At 73.3% G+C, this 18,570-nt stretch carries 18 protein-coding genes; 11 read left to right on the top strand and 7 right to left on the bottom strand.

The genetic code is table 11. The features are described from left to right. The first annotated feature begins 80 nt into the window (after positions 1-80). Both V7E46_RS13880 and V7E46_RS13885 read left to right on the top strand, forming a co-directional pair. The gene (locus V7E46_RS13880; RefSeq protein ID WP_333768699.1) at positions 81-614 is read left to right on the top strand and encodes a cysteine dioxygenase; all 534 of its coding nucleotides are present in this window, start codon (positions 81-83) and stop codon (positions 612-614) included. Next, the gene (locus V7E46_RS13885) at positions 614-1,051 is read left to right on the top strand and encodes a rhodanese-like domain-containing protein (RefSeq protein WP_333768700.1); all 438 of its coding nucleotides are present in this window, start codon (positions 614-616) and stop codon (positions 1,049-1,051) included. Before V7E46_RS13880 ends, V7E46_RS13885 begins: the two co-directional genes overlap by 1 nt. A gap of 11 nt (positions 1,052-1,062) precedes the next feature. Here the strand turns inward: V7E46_RS13885 and V7E46_RS13890 are convergent, their stop codons facing one another. Then, entirely contained in the window at positions 1,063-2,193 is a 1,131-nt protein-coding gene (locus tag V7E46_RS13890; RefSeq protein WP_333768701.1) for an ABC transporter ATP-binding protein, read from the bottom strand. 114 nt (positions 2,194-2,307) lie between these two features. Between V7E46_RS13890 and V7E46_RS13895 the strand changes: the two genes are divergently transcribed. The 4 genes from V7E46_RS13895 to V7E46_RS13910 all read left to right on the top strand — a co-directional run bounded on the left by V7E46_RS13895 (position 2,308) and on the right by V7E46_RS13910 (position 5,898). Then, a complete protein-coding gene (locus V7E46_RS13895; RefSeq protein ID WP_333768702.1) occupies positions 2,308-3,033 on the top strand; it encodes an ABC transporter permease in 726 nt (241 codons plus the stop codon). After that, positions 3,030-3,761 carry an ABC transporter permease gene (locus V7E46_RS13900; protein WP_333768703.1) on the top strand — a complete coding sequence of 244 codons (732 nt, stop codon included), beginning with the start codon at positions 3,030-3,032 and terminating at the stop codon, positions 3,759-3,761. Before V7E46_RS13895 ends, V7E46_RS13900 begins: the two co-directional genes overlap by 4 nt. Further along, a complete protein-coding gene (locus V7E46_RS13905; RefSeq protein ID WP_333768704.1) occupies positions 3,758-4,735 on the top strand; it encodes an ABC transporter substrate-binding protein in 978 nt (325 codons plus the stop codon). The genes V7E46_RS13900 and V7E46_RS13905 overlap by 4 nt, the downstream gene beginning before the upstream one ends. A 164-nt stretch (positions 4,736-4,899) precedes the next feature. Next, positions 4,900-5,898, top strand: coding sequence for a hypothetical protein (locus tag V7E46_RS13910; RefSeq protein ID WP_333768705.1), 999 nt, complete (start codon positions 4,900-4,902; stop codon positions 5,896-5,898). A gap of 25 nt (positions 5,899-5,923) precedes the next feature. On the opposite strand, the gene V7E46_RS13915 is transcribed toward V7E46_RS13910, so the two are convergent. After that, the gene (locus V7E46_RS13915) at positions 5,924-7,066 is read right to left on the bottom strand and encodes an NADH-quinone oxidoreductase subunit D (protein WP_333768706.1); all 1,143 of its coding nucleotides are present in this window, start codon (positions 7,064-7,066) and stop codon (positions 5,924-5,926) included. Positions 7,067-7,379: 313 nt separating this feature from the next. Between V7E46_RS13915 and V7E46_RS13920 the strand changes: the two genes are divergently transcribed. Beyond that, complete coding sequence (locus V7E46_RS13920; protein ID WP_333768707.1) at positions 7,380-8,354, top strand: NAD-dependent epimerase/dehydratase family protein; 975 nt, start codon at positions 7,380-7,382, stop codon at positions 8,352-8,354. Between the two features lie 550 nt (positions 8,355-8,904). Here V7E46_RS13920 and V7E46_RS13925 read toward each other — a convergent pair. Then, positions 8,905-9,852, bottom strand: a complete 948-nt coding sequence (locus tag V7E46_RS13925; protein ID WP_333768715.1) for an SAM-dependent methyltransferase — start codon at positions 9,850-9,852, stop codon at positions 8,905-8,907. 192 nt (positions 9,853-10,044) lie between these two features. On the opposite strand from V7E46_RS13925, the gene V7E46_RS13930 reads away from it, so the two are divergent. Further along, positions 10,045-11,016, top strand: coding sequence for a carbohydrate-binding protein (locus V7E46_RS13930; protein ID WP_333768708.1), 972 nt, complete (start codon positions 10,045-10,047; stop codon positions 11,014-11,016). On the opposite strand, the gene V7E46_RS13935 is transcribed toward V7E46_RS13930, so the two are convergent. The 3 genes from V7E46_RS13935 to V7E46_RS13945 all read right to left on the bottom strand — a co-directional run bounded on the left by V7E46_RS13935 (position 11,006) and on the right by V7E46_RS13945 (position 14,293). Beyond that, a complete protein-coding gene (locus V7E46_RS13935; RefSeq protein ID WP_333768709.1) occupies positions 11,006-11,947 on the bottom strand; it encodes a 1-phosphofructokinase family hexose kinase in 942 nt (313 codons plus the stop codon). The genes V7E46_RS13930 and V7E46_RS13935 overlap by 11 nt on opposite strands. Before the next feature lie 253 nt (positions 11,948-12,200). After that, entirely contained in the window at positions 12,201-13,361 is a 1,161-nt protein-coding gene (nagA, locus tag V7E46_RS13940; protein ID WP_333768710.1) for an N-acetylglucosamine-6-phosphate deacetylase, read from the bottom strand. Continuing rightward, complete coding sequence (locus V7E46_RS13945) at positions 13,361-14,293, bottom strand: ROK family protein (protein WP_333768711.1); 933 nt, start codon at positions 14,291-14,293, stop codon at positions 13,361-13,363. The genes nagA and V7E46_RS13945 overlap by 1 nt, the downstream gene beginning before the upstream one ends. A 344-nt stretch (positions 14,294-14,637) precedes the next feature. On the opposite strand from V7E46_RS13945, the gene V7E46_RS13950 reads away from it, so the two are divergent. The 3 genes from V7E46_RS13950 (at position 14,638) to otsB (ending at position 17,084) form a co-directional block, all read left to right on the top strand. Continuing rightward, positions 14,638-15,795, top strand: coding sequence for an extracellular solute-binding protein (locus V7E46_RS13950; protein WP_333768712.1), 1,158 nt, complete (start codon positions 14,638-14,640; stop codon positions 15,793-15,795). 7 nt (positions 15,796-15,802) lie between these two features. After that, positions 15,803-16,036, top strand: coding sequence for a DUF3263 domain-containing protein (locus V7E46_RS13955; RefSeq protein WP_329178137.1), 234 nt, complete (start codon positions 15,803-15,805; stop codon positions 16,034-16,036). A 193-nt stretch (positions 16,037-16,229) separates the two neighbouring features. Then, entirely contained in the window at positions 16,230-17,084 is an 855-nt protein-coding gene (otsB, locus tag V7E46_RS13960) for a trehalose-phosphatase (protein ID WP_333768713.1), read from the top strand. An 18-nt stretch (positions 17,085-17,102) separates the two neighbouring features. Here otsB and V7E46_RS13965 read toward each other — a convergent pair whose 3' ends face one another. Beyond that, complete coding sequence (locus V7E46_RS13965) at positions 17,103-18,515, bottom strand: alpha,alpha-trehalose-phosphate synthase (UDP-forming) (protein ID WP_333768714.1); 1,413 nt, start codon at positions 18,513-18,515, stop codon at positions 17,103-17,105. Positions 18,516-18,570: the final 55 nt, after the last annotated feature.

The raw sequence follows: 18,570 nt of genomic DNA on the forward strand, positions 1-18,570 counted from the left end.
CGCGCTGATCCGCGCCTTCTGTCCACCGTTCATCCCGCCGCGTGATGTTGCCGCGGCACCTGACTCCAGGGTGGTAACCCTTGTCTACCGTGCACGCGTCCTCGCAGACCACCACGCCGCGCACTGCGCCGACCGCCGCGGAACTGCTGGACTTCGCCAAGCGCACCGCCGCGGACGCGGCGCTCGTCCGCGATCTCCCGCTCGACTCCGAGGGCCGCACCTGGGTGCGGCTGGAAGGCCCCGGCGGGGCCGAGGCGTGGCTGATCGGGTGGCCGCCCGGCGCTGAGACCGGCTGGCACGACCACGGCGGCTCGTACGGCGTGTTCGTGACCGCCGCCGGTGAGCTGACCGAGGAGTCGCTGTCCGTGCCGCTGCCCTCGGAGGGCTGGCGTTCACTGGAGCTGGCCGACGGCCTGGACCGCAGCCGGGTGCTGCCGGAGGGCGAGGGCCGGGCGTTCGGGCGGCACCACGTGCACCAGGTGGAGAACCGTTCGCAGACCACGCACGCGGTGTCGGTGCACGCGTACTACCCGCCGCTGCCGCTGATCCGCCGCTACAGCCGCAAGGGCAGCACCTTCCGGCTCGAACTGGTCGAACGCCCCGAGGAATGGTGATGGCGCGGTCCGTAGACGAGCAGCTCGCCGCGCTCCGGGCCACGTACCGCCGTCTCGGCCCCGCTGAGGCGGCCGGCGCGGCCCGGGAGGGTGCGCTGCTGGTCGACATCCGTTACGCGGCGCTGCGGGACCGCGACGGCACGATCCCGGGCGCGGCCATAGTCGAGCGCAATGAGCTGGAGTGGCGGCTCGACCCGGCCGGCACGCACCGCCTGCCCCAGGCGGCGTCGTACGACCTGCCGGTCGTGGTGATCTGCAACGAGGGCTACGCCTCCACCCTTGCCGCGGCTTCCCTGCACAGCCTTGGCCTGCCCCATGCCACGGATCTGGTCGGCGGCTTCCAGGCCTGGCGGGCGGCGGGCCTGCCGGTGGTGGCGCCGGACGGCACACCCACCCGCCCGACGCCGTCCATCGCGGCGGACGGCGCCGGCGGGTGAGCGCGGCCGGTTCAGCCGACGGACTCGACAGCGTCGCCGTCCCGCACCGAGCGGCGCAGCGCCTCGTGCAGCCGGGCCGGGGTGAGCACTCCGAGGAAGCGGTCGCCGTCGATGACGGCGACCCAGCCCGCGTCGTGCTGCAGCATTACGCTGAACGCCTGCTTCAAGCTGGCCTCCGCCGGCACCGACGCCTGCGAGCGGCGGGCGTGCTCGCGTACCGTGCCCTTCCCGTCGGAGGTGAGCGCGTCCGCCCGGACCCAGCCGTGCAGGGCGCCGTCCGCGTCGAGGACGACGCCCCAGCGCGCCTCCTGCCCGCGCAGCCGAGCGCCGGCCGCGGCGGCGTCCTCGTCGAGGCGGACCGTGGGCGCCGGTTCCAGGTCCTCGGGCCTGATCGCGGTCACCGACAGCCGCTTGAGCCCGCGGTCGGCGCCGACGAATTCGGCGACATAAGGCGTCGCCGGCGCGCCGAGCACGGTCGCGGGGGAGTCGTACTGCTCGATGCGGCCCTCGCCGTAGACGGCCATCCGGTCGCCGAGGCGTACGGCCTCCTCGATGTCGTGCGTGACGAAGAGCACGGTCTTGCGGACCTGGGCCTGGAGGTTGAGGAATTCGGTCTGCAACCGCTCCCGTACGACCGGGTCGACCGCGCCGAAGGGCTCGTCCATCAGCAGGACGGGCGGGTCGGCGGCCAGCGCCCGCGCCACTCCGACCCGCTGCCGCTGGCCGCCGGAGAGCTGGTCGGGGTAGCGGGAGCCGAAGGTGGCCGGGTCCAGGCCGACCAGGTCGAGCAGTTCCGCGGCGCGCGACCTGGCGGCGGCCTTCTTCCAGCCGAGCAGCGCGGGCACGGCCGCGGTGTTGTCCAGCACGGACTTGTGCGGGAAGAGCCCGCCCTGCTGGATGACGTAGCCGATACGGCGGCGCAGCTTCACCGGCTCCATGGCCGCTATGTCCTCGCCGTCGAGCAGGATGCGCCCGCTGGTGGGCTCGATGAGCCGGTTGACCATCTTCATGGTGGTGGTCTTGCCGCAGCCGGACGGACCGACCAGCGTGACGAGCTCGCCCGCGCCGACCTCGAAGGACAGCCCGTCCACGGCGATGGTGCCGTCGGCGTAGCGCTTGCTGACGTTCTCGAATCTGATCATGCGTCCTCAACTCGGGGCCGGTCAGCGTAACTCTGCTCGCGTGACATGTCAGAAGTGTTGCAGGAATGTGGCGAGATGGCTGGAATGTCGTCACGCGGCGCTAAGCTCACCGCCATGGCTTCCGAGAACTGCCTGGTCGCGAACGACTGGGTGTGCGGGAAATATCTCCGCAACTACCGGCACGAACTCACCGACGCGACGCTCCAGCACCTCTGGATCACCGCCGTCTCGGTGGCAATCGGCCTGCTCGTGGCCTTCCCGCTGGCGCTGATCGCACGCCGCTGGCGGCTCGCCACGGGCCCGGTGCTCGCGATCACCACGATCCTCTACACGGTGCCGTCACTGGCGATGTTCTCGCTGCTGCTGCCGGTGTTCGGCATCTCACCCTCGCTGGTCGTCACCGGACTGGTGCTGTACTCGCTGACGATCCTGGTCCGCAACATCCTCGCGGGCCTCGAATCGGTCCCCGCCGACGTCACCGAGGCCGCCCGCGCCATGGGGTACGGGCCGCTGCGGCTGCTGTTCGGCGTCGAACTGCCGCTCGCGCTGCCCGCGCTGATGGCCGGACTGCGGATCGCCACGGTCTCCACCGTAGCGCTCACCACGGTCGGCGCGATCATCGACTACGGCGGCCTGGGCAATCTGCTCAAGTCCGGCATCGACAGCAACTTCCGGGCACAGGTGCTCGCCGCGTCCGTGCTCTGCGTCGTCATCGCCCTGCTGGCCGACGCGCTGCTGCTCGGCGTGCAGTGGCTGCTGACACCCTGGCGGCACAAGGGCCGCGGCAAGCAGCGCGGGACCCGAAGAATGACCGACGCGGAAAAGGTGGCCACCCCGTGAGCGCCGTCAACGGAGCCTGGGACTGGCTCACCACCGGCACCAACTGGTCGGGGCAGGACGGTGTCGTCCACCGCCTGTCGGAACACCTCTACTTCAGCGGGGTCTCGCTGGGCTTCGCCCTGGTGACGGCCCTGCCGCTGGCCCTCGTCCTCGGCCACTACGGCCGCGGCGGCACCCTGGCCATCAACATCTCCAACATCGGCCGGGCGATCCCCACCTTCGCCGTGCTCACCATCCTGCTGCTGCTCATCGGGTCCGACAGCGACTGGCCGGTGATCATCGCCCTGGTGCTTTTCTCGGTGCCGCCGCTGATCACCAACGCCTATGTCGGGATGCGCGAGGTCGACCCCGATGTGGTGGAGGCCGCCCGCGGCATGGGGATGACCGGCCCGCAGGTGCTGTTCAGGATCGAACTGCCGCTGGCCTTCCCGCTGATCTGGACCGGTGTCAGAAGCGCCGCCGTCCAGGTGATCGCCACCGCCACGCTGGCCGCGCTGGCCGGATTCGGCGGCCTGGGACGGATCATCACCGCGGGCTTCAACCGGCAGATCACCGCCCAGGTGGTCGCGGGCGCGGTGCTGGTCGCCGCCCTCGCGCTGCTGGTCGAAGGCGTCCTGCTGGCCCTCCAGCGGATCCTCGACCCCATGCGCCGCCGGCGCACCCCCGTGACCCCCGCAAGCCCCCCCACCTCATCCATCTCCTCACTGTCTGGAGCGACACACTCATGAACGGACGTCTACGCGTCGCCGGTACGGCCCTGGCCGCCGCCCTGCTGCTGACGGGCGTGGCCGGCTGCGGTGGCGACAGCCTGGAGAAGAAGAACGACTCGGACTCCTCGTCCGCCCCGGCCGGCGGCTCCGCCGCGGCGGGGGAGAACAAGGACCTGGTGATCGGCTCGGCCGGCTTCACCGAGAGCGCCGTCCTCGCCGAGCTGTACGCCAAGGTGCTGGCCAATGCCGGCTATCACACCTCGGTGAAGACCCTGGAGAACCGCGAGCTGTATGAACCGGCGCTGGAGAAGGGCCAGATCGACGTCGTGCCGGAATATGCCGCGACGCTCGCGGAGTTCCTGAACACCAAGGCCAATGGCGCCAAGGCCGCGCCGGTCGCCTCCAGCGATGTCACCGCCACGGTGGCCGCGCTGACCAAGCTTGCCGAACCGCGCGGCCTCAAGGTGCTGCCGGTCGGCCGGGCCGTCGACCAGAATGCTTTTGCGGTCACCAAGGACTTCGCAGATCAGCACCACCTCAAGACCCTTTCCGATCTTGGTGCGGCCCATCTCAAGATCAAATTGGCGGCCGGCGACGAATGCCCCGACCGGGTCTTCTGCTCGCCCGGGTTGAAGAAGACCTACGGCATCGACGTCGCCTCGATCGACCCCAAGGGTGTCGGCACCACCCAGTCGAAGCAGGCCGTCAAGGACGGCACCGACCAGCTGGTGCTGACCACCACCACCGACGCCACCCTCGACCAGTTCGGCCTGGTGCTGCTGACCGACGACAAGCACCTGCAGAACGCCGACAACCTCCTGCCCGTGGTCAATGCCAAGGACGCCGGCGCCCCGGGCGTCGCCGCCGCCCTGGACAAGCTCACCCAGGTCCTCACCACCGCCGACCTCACCGAGCTGAACAGGAAGGTCGACGCGGAACGCCAGAAGCCCGCCGATGTCGCGGCCGACTACCTCAAGTCCAAGGGCCTGTGACCGATCTGACGGTGTAACGGCCGGGCATTCGCCATGACGCAGACAGGACGCACTGTGCCATGGCGAATGCCCTCCGTATTCGACCGCCATTAGATACCGGAATCGGACAGAAAAAGTGTGACCCGCCGCCCCACGGGCCGTCCGCGCACGCTAAATTTCTGGCCATGCCCCGTGGACGTCACCGCCATTCCCAGCCACTGCACCGGATGCTGCCGCCGATGACCGTCGCCGGCTGTGCGGTGGTCCTCGCCGCCGCCTCGCTGATGGCCGCGGATACGGGCGTGATACGGGCCATCACCGCCGCGACCGCCCTGGCCGCGATAGCCGGTGCGGCGCTCGCCCGCACCTGGGACCGGTCCGCCGGACGCGAGGTCGCCGAGCTCGAAGCCGCCAGGACGCGCGAGGAATGGCGCACCGACGAGCGGGTCGCCGAGCTGGAGACCGACCTCGACGAGTCCCGCGAACTGCGCGGCCGGCTGGAGAAGAAGCTCCGCGCCAAGCGCTCCGAGCTGGCCAGGCTCCGCACCGAGCACGCCGACCTGCTGCGCCGGTACGCCACCGCCGAAGCCGAGCGGGCCCGCGCGCTGGAGAAGAACCGCCAGCTGCGGGTCGGCGATGTGCCGCAGCAGCTGGCGCTGACCACCGGGACCTCCGCGGTCGGCCCCGCCGCCTTCCTCAAGGCCGAGCAGGCGCTGCGCAGCCTGTCCCGCAACGGCGCCAGGCAGCAGGCCCAGGCCACCGTCGACGAGGCCAGGCGCCGCGAGGCGGCGGCGCCCGCGGAGGAGGAGCCGAAGGGGCGGCACACCGCGGAATCCCACGCGCGCACCTCGCGTGCCGGGCTGCCGGTCCGTGAGCACCGCCTCGTCCCCGCGGTGGCCGCCGCCGTCCTGCCCTACGCCCAGCCGGCCACCCCGCAGAGCGCATCCGGCGCGCACCGGGCGATCGGCGGCTTCGACTTCTTCGGTACGCAGAAGGCCCTGCCGCCGGCCTCCGCCGACGCCGCCCCGGCCGACACCGACCCGGCGGAGCACGCCCAGGCCGCCCACGTCGACACCGAGCCTGAGCAGCACGCCCAGGCCGGGGACCCGGCCGGGGTCATCGACCTCACGGCCCACGACGAGACCGAGCAGCTCGACATGTCGGGCCTGCGCGCCCAGGCGTAAACCCCGCGGCCGGTGGCGGGGCGGCCTACTTGTCGACGTCGCCCACTACGAAGAACATCGACCCGAGGATCGCCACCATGTCCGCCACCAGGGTGCCGGGCAGCAGCACGGTCAGCGCCTGGACGTTGTTGTACGACGCCGAGCGCAGCTTGAGGCGGTACGGGGTCTTCTCGCCCTTCGACACCAGGTAGTAGCCGTTGAGGCCGAGCGGATTCTCCGTCCAGGCGTAGGTGTGGCCCTCCGGGGCCTTGAGCACCTTCGGCAGCCGCTGGTTGATCGGCCCTGGCGGCAGCCCGGCCAGCCGGTCCAGGCACGCGTCGGCCAGGTCCAGCGCCACATGCGTCTGTTCGAGCAGCACCTCGAAGCGGGCCAGGCAGTCGCCCTCGGTCCTGGTGACCACCCGCAGCGTGTCCGCCAGCTCCCCGTACGCCAGGTACGGCTCGTCCCTGCGCAGGTCGAAGTCCACCCCCGAGGCGCGGGCGATCGGGCCGCTCACCCCGAAGCCGTGCACGTCCTGCCGCGACAGCACGCCGACCCCGCGGGTCCTGCCGCGGAAGATCTCGTTGCCGAGCACCAGGTCGTCGATCCGCCCCATCCGGGACCGCACCGCCGCGACCGTCGCCCGCGCCCGCCCTGTCCAGCCGTTCGGCAGGTCCTCCTTGAGGCCGCCGACCCGGTTGAACATGTAGTGCATCCGCCCGCCGGAGACCTCCTCCATGACGTGCTGCAACTCCTCGCGCTCGGTGAACGCGTAGAAGATCGGGGTGATCCCGCCCAGCTCCAGCGGGTACGACCCGAGGAACATCAGGTGGTTCAGCACCCGGTTCAGCTCGGCGAGCAGGGTCCGCGTCCACACGGCCCGCTCCGGCACCTCCATGCCGAGCATCCGCTCCACGGCGAGCACCACGCCCAGCTCGTTCGAGAACGCCGAGAGCCAGTCGTGGCGGTTGGCGAGCATCACGATCTGGCGGTAGTCCCGCGCCTCGAACAGCTTCTCGGCGCCGCGGTGCATGTACCCGACGATCGGCTCCGCCGTCCGGATCCGCTCCCCGTCGAGCACGAGCCGCAAGCGCAGCACTCCGTGGGTGGAGGGGTGCTGCGGGCCGATGTTCAGCACCATGTCGGTGCTTTCGGCTGCGCCGCCGATGCCGATCGTGGTCTCCGTCATGCGCCCATCCTCTCAGGGCGTGCCCCGCGCCCCGGGCCCCGGCCTCATCGCCCCCGGGGGGGCACGCCTTGCGCTGCGCGCGCCGGGGGCGGGCGGTGGCTGTCCGTTTCCACCCGACGGTCCGCGGCCAGCCCCCACCGGGCAGCAGGCGACGGGCCACCGCGTGGCACTCACCCAGGGGCGCGGGGAACTGCGCGGCCAGCCACGACGGGCCCGCGGTCGAGGACCGGCCACGCCCCGCAGGCCTTCGCGTTCGCTGAGGGCGTGGCCCTCGGGAGGCCCACCGCGGGCCGCCCCGGGGCAGGGTGGGGAAATGCGATTGCTGATGCTGGGCGGTACAGGATTCGTCGGCCAGGCCACGGCAGAGGCCGCGGTCAAGCGCGGCTGGGAGGTCACCGTCTTCCACCGCGGCCGCGGCCAGGTCCCGGACGGCGTGGCCGCGGTGGTGATCGGAGACCGCGAGGGCGACCTCGGCGGCCTCGCCGCGGGCGAATGGGACGCGGTGGTCGACACATGGTCGGCCGCCCCCGCCGTCGTGGAGGCCTCGGCCCGCGCCCTGGCCGGCCGCGTCGGCCGCTACGCGTACGTATCGAGCCGGTCGGTCCACGTGTACCCATCCCCCGCGGGCGCCGACGAGACCGCCCCGGTCGTGGCGGGCGGCGGTGAGGACTACGCCCAGCTCAAGCGGGGCGGCGAGATCGCCGTAACCGAGTCGTACGGGGATGCGGCGCTCCTGCTGCGGGCCGGGCTGATCCTCGGCCCGTACGAGGACGTCGGCCGCCTCCCGTGGTGGCTGAACCGCACCGCCCGGGGCGGCCGGGTGCTGGCGCCGGGCCCGCGGGACCTGCCGCTCCAGTACATCGACGTGCGCGACCTCGCGGACTGGACGCTGGAGGCGCTGACCGCCGGCCTCGGCGGGGCGTACGGCCTCGTGAGCCCTTCGGGGCACGCGACGATGGGGTCGTTCCTGGACGCCTGCGTCCAGGAGACCGGCGGGGCCGCCGAACTCGTCTGGGCCGACCCCGGGACCGTGATCGCCGCCGGCATCGAACCGTGGACGGACCTCCCGGTCTGGTGTCCGCCCGGCGAGATGCACGACGCCATGCACCGCGGGAACGTCAGCAAGGCGCTGGGCGCCGGGCTGACCTGCCGCGCCGTCGAGGAGACCGTCGCCGACACCTGGGCCTGGCTCCGGTCGCTGACCGGCCCGCCCCCGCAGCGCTCCGACCGGCCGGTCCTCGGCCTCGACCCGGAGGTCGAGCGGCGGGTGCTCGCCGGCCTGCGCTGACTGCCGGCGTCGCCCGCCATGGGAGCGCGAGCCAGCTACGTGGTGGTGCGGGGCGGCACATGGACCCTGCACCACTCGCACTGGGGTGCCGACCGCGTGGCCACCGACCTCGCGTAGGGGCCGCGGCGGCGATCCGCTGCGTCCGGGCGAATCCGCAGGTCGACGCGGACCGGCGGACCAGCCCCGAGGGCTGGCTGGACGAGGCCGTCGCCTGGGCCGCCAGGCAGCGGGTGCAGCGACGAAGCAGCCCGTGCGGGCCAGGCGCCGTCACCTGGCCCGCCGGGCTGCGGACCGCACCGACGAGGCACCACCCGGGCCGCCGGGCTGCGGACCGCACCGACGAGGCACCACCTGGCCGCCGGGGTGCGGACCGCGCCGACGAGGCACCACCTGGCCGCCGGGGTGCGGACCGCGCCGACGAGGCGGCGCACGCCCAAGGGCCGTCACCCGGGCCGCCGGGCAGCGGACCGCACTGACAAGGCAGCGGTCCCGCCGGCGGCTGACGGCCCGGTGCCTGCGTGCCGGGTCCCGCCGGCCCGGTCCCCGGGCCTCAGCTCAGCCCCGCGACCACCTCGGCGCAAGCGGGCGTCACCGGTGTCATCGCCCAGGTGAAGTCGCCCAGGCCGCCGCGTGCGGTGAGGGCGGCGGCCTCACCGGCGGCGGCCAGGCCGCGGACATACGCGGCCGGCGCGGTCGTCGCCAGGGCCAGGGGCGGGCGGGCGGCCGTCAGGCCCAGGGCGTGCAGGGCGGTGCGCTGCGGTACGGGCACGGCGCCCGGCAGGGAATCCGCGGCCACGTGCGCGGTGAGGTCGCAGCTGCCGTCCGGCACGGGCGGCACCTGGCGCCCGGCCCGGTAGCCGGTGAGGGTGCCGAACGGGGGCCGGGCGGCCCGCACGTGGCAATAGTCCACGGCGACCGCGAGGCCCGCCGTCAGGGAGCCGGTCGCGGCGGCCCACGCCTCGTCCCTGGGGCGCCCGATCTCGGCCCTGGCCCCGGGTTCGAGCGGCCACCAGCGGCGCAGCCATTCCGCGTCGGCGCCGTCGACCTCGGCGCCGGGGCGTTCCGTCCCGTCGCCCGGGCGGACCTCGACATAGCGGACGGTGCCGCCCTCGTCCGCCTCCGCGACCGCCAGCGGCACATTGTCGAGCCATTCGTTGGCGAAGAGCAGCCCCCGCGTACATTGCGGCGGCGTCGCGGCCCAGGTGATGCGCGGGTCGAGCCCGGAGGGGCGCGGGGCGAGGTCGACGGCGTACGGGCGTACCCGCGCGGCCACTGTGGCCGGAAGCACGTCGAGCACTCCGGCACACAGTTCGCCGCCCCCGGCGGCCATGTCGGTGAAGGCCACCTCCGCGGGGTGGCCGAGGGCGGTGTCGACCCGGCACAGCAGCTCCGCGACGGCCTCGGCGTACAGCCCGGAGATATGCACCGACGTGCGGAAATGCCCGGCCGGCCGTTCCCGCAGGAAGAACCCCCCGGGACCGTACAGCGCGCGCTCCATCGCGGTCCGCCAGGAGAGCCACTGCGGCGTGGGGCTTGTCACACGGGAACCTTCCTGACCTGCTGATGCGTCGTACGGCTGGGGCGGCGTGCCGCCAGGGGCCGGTAGGGTTCCGGAATACCACAGTGCCGCGGACGCCGATGCGGGTGGCGGCGGATGTGCGGTAAAGCAGTACGAGGGAGTGGACAGCGGATGACGGCCGGACACGACGGCACGCCGGAGAACGACGACCCGTTCGGGTACCTCTACCGGGCCGAGGACGGCACTGAGCAGCCGGCCGCGCCGCGCAACACGCACAACCAGGTGCAGCGGGTCGGCGAGCGGCGCAGCCCGCAGCAGGGCGGCTACGGCTACCCGCAGCCGCAACAGCAGCCCCCGCCCCAGCAGCAGCCGTACGGCTACGAGCAGGGGCAGGGCGGCCAGGGCCAGGGGCAGGCCCCGTACGGCGGCCAGCCGCAGTACACCCGGCAGCAGCCGCAGCACGCCCCCGCGCAGCCGGGCGACGGCGGCGGACGCCGGGGCGCGGGTCCCGGCCGCGGCGGCGGGGACACCCCCAACCGCAAGGGCCTGCTCATCGGGGCCATCGCGGTGGTGGCCGCGGTGGCGATCGGCATCGCCTTCGCCATGACCAACAGCTCGGGCAAGGACAAGGACACCGACAGCAAGCCGACCTCCGCGCCCGTCAGCAGTGCGCCGCCCAGCACGCAGGGAACACCGTCTGCCACGACGTCGCCGTTCTCGTCGGACAAGGTCGACGCCTCGACCTTCGCCCTCGCGGGCGGCGCCGCGCTGAGCACCGAGTGGCCGGGCGCGAACGCCGCGGGCGGCAAGTACGTCGACCACCTCGGCCAGGCGGGCGCCGGCGCGACCTGGACGGTGACGGTGCCGGAGGACGGTGACTACACCTTCTTCGTCAGCTACGGCAACGCCGGTCCCGACGCGACGCTCTCGCTGGCCGTCAACGGCAAGCTGCGCACCACCCCGGTCAAGCTGAAGAACTACGGCTCCTACACCGACTGGTCCAAGGCCTGGAACAACACGACCTATGCCTGGGTCAGCCTCAAGCAGGGCGACAACACCCTCCAGCTGTCCTTCCAGCCGGGCGACACCGGTGCGGTCAACCTGGACCAGACCTGGCTGAAGCAGGGCCAGGTCAAGAAGTAGCGGGCACGACCTCGACGCGCGGCAGCAGCTCGCCGTACGCGGCCGGGTCGTACTCGCCGGCCGCCGGCGCCAGGACGGTCGCGGCCGACAGGGCGACCGCCCGGGCCAGCCGGGCGGGCCACGGCAGGCCCTCCGCGACGCCGGACAGCAGGCCCGCGACGGCGGAGTCGCCCGCGCCCGTGGGGTTGCCGGCCAGCCGGGCGGGCGGGGCGGCCCGCCAGCAGCCGTCCCCGGACACCACGAGCATCCCGTCGGCGCCCAGCGACGCCGCCACCGCCCGCGCCCCGCGCCGGTGGGCGTCCCGCGCGGCCCGGACGGGCTCGGCGAAACCGGTGAGGCCGGTCAGCTCCTCGGAGTTCGGCTTGATCAGGTCGGGCCTGGCGGCCAGCCCGCGCCGCAGCGCGGGGCCGTCGGTGTCGAGCAGCACGTAGACGCCGGCCGTGCGGGCCTCCCGTATCAGCTCGGCGTACGCCCCGACCGGCACGCCCGGCGGCAGACTGCCGCACAGGGCCACGGCGTCGGCGCCGCCGCCGGCCGTCAGCAGGCCGCGGTAGACCCCGAGCAGCGTTGCCCACTCGCCCGGTGTGACGGTGGGGCCGGGCTCGTTGAACATCGTGGTGTCGCCGCTGCCCGCGTCCACCACCCCGACGGTGCGGCGGGTCTGCCCGGCGATCGGCACGAGCGCGTCGGTGAGCCGCCCGGCGTACGGCCCGGCGGCCAGCCGCCGCCGCACCTCGGCGCCGGTGGGGCCGCCGGCGAAGCCGGTCACGGTGACGGGGTGCCCGAGCGCGGCCAGCACGCGGGCGACGTTGAGCCCCTTGCCGCCGGGCCGCTCGGCGACGTCGAACACCCGGTGCGTGGTGTGCGGCACCAGCGCCGGGACCCGGTAGGTCACATCCAGCGCCGCGTTCATCGAGAGGGTGATGATCACCCCTCGATGATGGCAAAGGGGCGGGCTCCGGCCCAGACCACGACCGGCCTCCGCCCCCGGGAGGTGCGGGTCCGGCCCCCGCCGGGGCGCCGGTCGGCGCCGGCCCGGAGGGGGTCTTCTGTCCGCTCCGGACCACCGGCCGGCGGGGGATCGCCCGGGTAGTTCCCCGCGCCCCTGCGGGGCGCCCCTCAGGCCGGAGGGCAACCCGGGGGGCGCCCCCTTGCGGAGGGGCGCCACAACAAGGCCCGCGGCCTCAGGGGCGGATGATCCATTCGCCCTTGCGCATCACGCCCACCACGTCGTACGCCTCGTCCAGGACGACGAGGTCGGCGTCCTTGCCGGGCTCGATGGTGCCGACGCGGTCGGCGAGGCCGATCAGGCGGGCCGGGTTGGTGGAGATGGCGCGGACCGTGTCGGGAAGGGAGAGGCCGTCGAGGGTGACGGCGCGTTTGAAGGCGGTGTCCATCGTCAGGGTCGAGCCGGCGATCGAGCCGCCCTCCACCAGGCGGGCAACGCCCTCGCGGACCTCGACCTTGAGCGGGCCGAGGTCGTAGAGGCCGTCGCCGAAGCCGGCCGCGTCCATCGCGTCGGTGATGAAGGCGACCCGGCCCGCGCCCGCCGTGCCGAAGGCGAGTTCGAGCACGGACGGGTGCAGGTGGGTCCCGTCGTTGATGAGTTCGACGGTGACCCGCTCGTCCTCCAGCAGCGCCGCGATCGGGCCGGGCGCCCGGTGGCCCAGCGGCGGCATCGCGTTGAAGAGGTGGGTGGCGACCGTCGCCCCCGCGTCGATGGCCTGCACCGTCTGCTCGTACGTGGCGTCGGTGTGGCCGATCGCCGCGATCACCCCGAGGTCGGCGAGCAGCCGTACCGAGTCGATGCCGCCGGGCAGTTCGGCCGCCAGGGTGACCATCCTGGCGCTGCCGCGCGCCGCTTCGACGAGCTTGCGCACGTCGGCCGGGTCGGGGTGGCGCAGCAGGCCCTCGTCGTGCGCGCCCTTGCGGCACGGCGAGATGAAGGGGCCCTCGTAGTGGATGCCGGCGATGTCGCCCTGCTCGGCGATCTCCGAGAGCAGCCCGGCCTGCCGGACCAGCGCGTCCATCGTCTCGGTGACGGTCGAGGCGACGAGCGTGGTCGTACCGTGCTCGCGGTGGGCGCGCGCGGCGGTCAGGACGTCCTCGGCGGTGCCGGAGGTGAAGGACGCGCCGCCGCCGCCGTGGTTGTGGATGTCCACGAAGCCGGGGACGACGGTGTGTCCCGCGCTCAGGTCGAGGACGACGTCCGCGGGCAGCGCCCCGGTGTCCGCCGCGATCCGCGAGCCCTCGACCGTGACCCGGCCGCCCTGCACCACACCCGAGGGCAGGACCACGCGGGCACCCGCCAGCACCGTGCGCTGCGTTGTCGTTACGGTGGCCATCAAGCGGATACCTCCACGGAGAGTAGATCCCAGGCGAGCAGGCCGGCGCCCAGGCATCCAGCGGTGTCCCCCAGGGCGGCGGGGACGATGAGGGGGAGTTTCTGGAAGGTGACGCGTGCTTCGACCGCCGCCCGCAGCGGTCCGAAGAGGGTGTCGCCGGCTTCCGCGAGACCGCCGCCGATGATGAGCACCCGGGGGTCGAGCAGGGTGATCCCGGTGACCAGGCCCGCCGCCAGCGCGTCGATCGCGTCCCGCCAGACGTCGAGCGCGCGCGGGTCGCCGGCTTCGACGGCCCGGGCGCAGTCCGCCGCGTCCGCGTCCGGGTCGCCGCTGGCCGCGGCCCAGGCGCGGGAGACGGCGGCGGCCGAGGCCAGCACCTCCATGCAGCCGCGCTGCCCGCAGCCGCACTCGGGTCCGCCGGGCCGGACGACGACATGCCCGATCTCGCCGGCGCAGCCGTGCGCGCCCGCCTCGATCCGCCCGTCGATGCCGATGGCGCCCGCGATGCCGGTGCCCAGGGCGAGGAAGAGGAAGCGGTCGGTGCCGCGGCCCGCGCCGATCCGGCCCTCGGCGAGGCCGCCGGTGCGCACGTCGTGGCCGAGCGCGACCGGGACGCCGTCGAGCCGCTGCGACAGCAGCGCCCGCAGCGGTACGTCCTTCCAGCCGAGGTTGGCGGCGTACGCGGCGATGCCGTTGACGTCGTCGACGATGCCGGGCACGGCGACGCCCGCGGCGGCGGCCGGTTCGCCGTACTCCCGTATCCCGTGGGCGCGGAGGTCGGCGGCGAAGCCCAGGATCGCGGTCACGACGGCGTCCGGGCCGCGCTCCCTGCCGGTGGGTCTGCGGTCCTCGTGCAGCAGGGTCCCGTCGGCTGCGACCAGGGCGGCCTTCATCCCGGTGCCACCCACATCAAGGGCGATGACATGTCTCACGGAGGACAGTCTCGCGGGTAACCTGCCTAAAGGTCTAGTCCACTCGTCGAGGAAGATCCGTCGCACCCCGCCGCCACCCGTACGGTCCGGCCGGCCGCCGGGCGAGGCAAGGTGGCCCCACCCCCTGGACAACGGATTCCGGCGATGGTGTAGACCTTGGGCGAACCTGTGGGGAAGACTCTGCGCTTCCGCGGACAATCCCTCCTCGAAGGCGGTATATCGGCATGAGTGTGCAGCGACGAAGATTTGTCCGCCTTGTGGCGGCCGGACTCGGTTCGGTACTCGCGGCGACCGGCCTCAGCGGCTGCGGACATTCGCCGCTCGGCAGAAACGTCACTCTGCGCATGGTCGCCGCGGACTACGGCGACCCGAAGACGCACAACAGCTCCACGGCGTACTGGAACGACCTCGTCCAGGCCTTCGAGGAGAAGAACCCGCACATCAAGGTCGACGTCCAGGTCGTCGACTGGGACCACGTCGACGACCAGGTCACCGCCATGGTCAAGGCGGGCAACGCCCCCGACATCGCCCAGATCGGCTCCTACGCCGACTACGCCGCCAAGGGCCTGCTCTACAGCGCGGACGACATCTTCCCGATCAGCATGCAGGCCGACTTCATCCCGTCGCTGGTCTCGGCCGGCTCCGTGCACCGGGTGCAGTACGGCATACCGTGGGCGTCCAGCTCACGGCTGTTCTTCTACAACAAGGGCCTGTTCAAGGACGCCGGCATCAAGCGGGCGCCCAGGACCTGGAGCGATGTCGCGCACGACGCGGCCAAGCTCAAGGAGCACGGCGTCAGGGTGCCGTACGGGCTGCCGCTCGGTACGGAGGAGGCGCAGGCCGAGTCCCTGATGTGGATGCTCGGCGGGTCCGGCGGCTACACCGACAGCGTCGGCGGCTACACCTTCGACTCCACCGCGAACGTCGCCGCCTTCACCTGGCTCAAGGACAACCTCGTCGCGAAGGGCCTCACCGGCCCCGGCGACCCGGCGACGACCAACCGCCGTACCGTTTTCGCCGACTTCCTGGCCGGGAACGCCGGCATGATCAACGGCCACCCCACGCTGCTCGCCCAGGCGAAGGCCGCCCACATCGACGTCGGGGTCGTCGCGCTGCCCGGGCAGCAGGGCCCCGCGAATGACACACTCGGGGTCGCCGACTGGATGATGGCCTTCAAGCAGAAGGACGACCACCTCGACGCGGACAGCACCTTCCTGCGGTACGTCTACAGCCCGGAGAATTCGCTGAAGTTCCTCGACCAGTACGGTCTGCTGCCGGTGACCACCAGCGCCTCACAGGCGATGGAGCGAAACCCCAAGGACAAGGACATGCTGCAGTTCCTCGACCGGCTGCCCGACGCGGTCTTCTACCCGGTCGACAAGACGTCCTGGGGCCCGGTCAGCGACCAGGTCAAGAAGACGATCGGCGGCGCCGTGGACGGTGATCCCAAGCAGGTGCTCGGCACATTGCAGCGGTTCGCCGCCGCCCAGGGCGGGAAATAGGCCTTTCGTGACCGAGGAGGAACTGTCCCCGCGGGACCTGGCGGTGCTGGACTTCGCGTCCAGGGCGTGGGCCGGTACGGGGGCGCGTGACCGCGCGGTACGGGAGCGGCTGGGAATGTCGCCGACGGCCTATCTCCAGCTGCTCAACGCGCTCCTGGACGACCCCCGCGCCCTGGCGCACGCCCCGGTCACGATCAACCGCCTCCGCGCCTCCCGCGCGGCCCGCCGCGAGCGCCGCTGACGGTGCCCTCTGCCCGGAGGGCACCCGCCAGGGGCGCGGGGAACCGGGCGCGCAACCATACGGCGCGACAGGCGGCGGGCCGCCGCAAGCAGCACCCCCCTGGGGACGCGGGAACCGCGCGACAGGCCCACCGCCGGGAGAAGGTCCCGGGACTGCCGGGAGCGCCGGGACGGGGGGCGGTAAGGTCGAAGACATGGCTTCCGCGGAGATCCCGACGCCCACCACCCCCGAGGGCAAAGAGGGCCTTGCCGCCCTGCTGGCGCAGCCGCACCGCGCGGTCGTCGCGCTCGACTTCGACGGCACACTCGCACCGATCGTGGCCGACCCCGAGCAGGCCCGCGCCCACCCGGGCGCGGTCCCGGCGCTGGCCCGGCTCGCCCCGCACCTCGCGGCGGTGGCGGTCGTCACGGGCCGCCCGGCCGGCGTGGCGGTGCGCTACGGCGGCTTCGCCGGAGTCGCGGCCCTCGACCGCCTGGTCGTCCTCGGCCACTACGGCGCCGAGCGCTGGGACGCGCACACCGCCGAGATGCACAACGCCGGCGCCCACCCCGGCGTCACCGCCGTCCGCGCGGAACTGCCCGGCTTCCTGGACCGCAACGGCGCCTGGCAGGGCACCTGGATCGAGGACAAGGGCGGCCGGGCGGTCGCCGTCCACACCCGCCGCACCGAGGACCCGGACGCCGCGTTCGAGGCGCTGCGCGCCCCGCTGTCCGAACTCGCCGCCCAGCACGGCCTGATGGTCGAGCCGGGCCGCTACGTCCTCGAACTGCGCCCGCCCGGCGTGGACAAGGGCGTCGCCCTGGCGGCGTATCTGCGTGAGGTGGACGCGGGCTGCGTGCTCTACGGCGGCGACGACCTCGGCGACCTCGCGGCCTTCGCCGCGGTGCAGGAGCTGCGCGAACAGGGCCTGCCCGGCCTGCTGGTGGCCAGCGCGGGCGGCGCCGACTCGCCCAAGGAGCTGACCTCGCAGGCCGACCTGGTCGTCCCCGGCCCGGCCGGCGTCGTGGCGCTGCTGGACGCGCTGGCCGACGTGATCAGCACCGTCTGAGCCCGGGGGCCCGGACCGTCACCCGCCCAGCGCGGCGAGCTGGTCGAGGAACCACTGCGTCGGCGGCAGCGCGGTGGCCGCCGACGCGAGGCGCTTGGTGCGGTCGGCGCGCTCGGCGTCCGGCACGGTCAGCGCGGCGTTCAGCGCCTCGGCCGTGGCGCGGATGTCGTACGGGTTGACGACGATCGCGTCGTCGCCCAATTCCGCGTAGGCGCCCGCCTCGCGGGACAGCACCAGGGCGACGCCGTTGTCGGACACCACCGGCATCTCCTTGGCGACCAGGTTCATCCCGTCCCTGATCGGGTTGACCAGCGCCACGTCCGCGAGGCGGTACGCCGCGAGCGAGCGGGCGAAGTCGTCGTCGACCTTGAGCAGCACCGGCTGCCAGTCGGCGGTGCCGAACTCCTCGTTGATCGCGGCCGCGACCCGGCCGACCTCCGCGGTGTAGTCGCGGTAGACGGTCAGGTCCTGGCGGGACGGGTAGGCGAACGCCACATGCACCACCCGGCTGCGCCAGCCCGGCCGGTCGGTCAGCAGCCTGCGGTACGCGTACAGGCCGCGCACGATGTTCTTCGACAGCTCGGTGCGGTCCACCCGCACGATGAGCCGGCGGCCGGGACCGGCCTCGGCCCGCAGCGCGGCCATCCGCTCCGCCACGTCGTCGCGGCGCGAGCGCTCCCGCAGGAAGTCGCCGTCGGCGCCCAGGCCGTGCACGCCGAGCCGGGTCGTACGCCCGCGGTGCGTGACCTCGCGGCCGTCCTGCGACACGGTGGCGCCCAGCACGTCCGCGCAGCACGCGGCGAAGGCCTCGGCCCAGCGCCAGGTCAGGAAGGCCGCACGGTCCGCGCCGAGGATGCCCTCCAGGAGGGCCGTCGAGATGTCGTCGGGGAGCAGCCGGAAGTAGTCCGGCGGGGCCCACGGGGTGTGCGAGAAGTGGCCGATCCGCAGGTCGGGGCGGCGCTCCCGGAGCAGCGCGGGGACCAGGGACAGGTGGTAGTCCTGCACCAGCACCGCGGCGCCCTGCGCGGCCTCCTCGGCCAGGGCGTCGGCGAAGGCGGCGTTGTACGTCTCGTAGGCCGCCCACTGGCTGCGGAATTCCTCGTCGAAGACGGGTTCGAGCGGGGTCTGGTAGAGCATGTGGTGCACGAACCACAGCACCGAATTGGCGATGTCGTTGTAGGCCGCGTGGAAGACGTCGGGATCGACGGCGATCATCCGCGAGCCGGGCTCGCCGACACCGCGCCGCACCGCCTCCCGGTCGCCCTCGCCCAGGGCGGCACACACCCACAGCGACCCGCTGTCGGAATCGATCGCGCTCAGCCCGGACACGACCCCGCCGCCACCGCGTCTGCTGTGCAGCTCACCGTCGTCCCCGACGCTGTACGCCACCGGGCCGCGGTTGGACGCGACCAGAATGTGGGCAGCACGCATTGATCCGTCCATGCGCCGAGCCTTGCCACCCAGCCCCCGCCTCAAACCTCCCGCC

The sequence above is a fragment of the Streptomyces sp. IBSBF 2435 genome (genome assembly GCF_036815005.1).
GTDB lineage: Bacteria > Actinomycetota > Actinomycetes > Streptomycetales > Streptomycetaceae > Actinacidiphila.

Excerpts from the sequence above, each read along its gene's own strand:
- V7E46_RS13925 (WP_333768715.1), bottom strand. The coding sequence starts at position 9,852 with ATGGAGCGCGCGCTGTACGGTCCCGGGGGGTTCTTCCTGCGGGAACGG.
- V7E46_RS13885 (WP_333768700.1), top strand. The coding sequence starts at position 614 with ATGGCGCGGTCCGTAGACGAGCAGCTCGCCGCGCTCCGGGCCACGTAC.
- V7E46_RS13930 (WP_333768708.1), top strand. The coding sequence starts at position 10,045 with ATGACGGCCGGACACGACGGCACGCCGGAGAACGACGACCCGTTCGGG.
- V7E46_RS13910 (WP_333768705.1), top strand. The coding sequence starts at position 4,900 with ATGCCCCGTGGACGTCACCGCCATTCCCAGCCACTGCACCGGATGCTG.
- V7E46_RS13905 (WP_333768704.1), top strand. The coding sequence starts at position 3,758 with ATGAACGGACGTCTACGCGTCGCCGGTACGGCCCTGGCCGCCGCCCTG.
- V7E46_RS13950 (WP_333768712.1), top strand. The coding sequence starts at position 14,638 with ATGGTCGCCGCGGACTACGGCGACCCGAAGACGCACAACAGCTCCACG.
- V7E46_RS13915 (WP_333768706.1), bottom strand. The coding sequence starts at position 7,066 with ATGACGGAGACCACGATCGGCATCGGCGGCGCAGCCGAAAGCACCGAC.
- V7E46_RS13895 (WP_333768702.1), top strand. The coding sequence starts at position 2,308 with ATGGCTTCCGAGAACTGCCTGGTCGCGAACGACTGGGTGTGCGGGAAA.
- V7E46_RS13920 (WP_333768707.1), top strand. The coding sequence starts at position 7,380 with ATGCGATTGCTGATGCTGGGCGGTACAGGATTCGTCGGCCAGGCCACG.
- otsB (WP_333768713.1), top strand. The coding sequence starts at position 16,230 with ATGGCTTCCGCGGAGATCCCGACGCCCACCACCCCCGAGGGCAAAGAG.
- V7E46_RS13965 (WP_333768714.1), bottom strand. The coding sequence starts at position 18,515 with ATGCGTGCTGCCCACATTCTGGTCGCGTCCAACCGCGGCCCGGTGGCG.
- V7E46_RS13890 (WP_333768701.1), bottom strand. The coding sequence starts at position 2,193 with ATGATCAGATTCGAGAACGTCAGCAAGCGCTACGCCGACGGCACCATC.
- nagA (WP_333768710.1), bottom strand. The coding sequence starts at position 13,361 with ATGGCCACCGTAACGACAACGCAGCGCACGGTGCTGGCGGGTGCCCGC.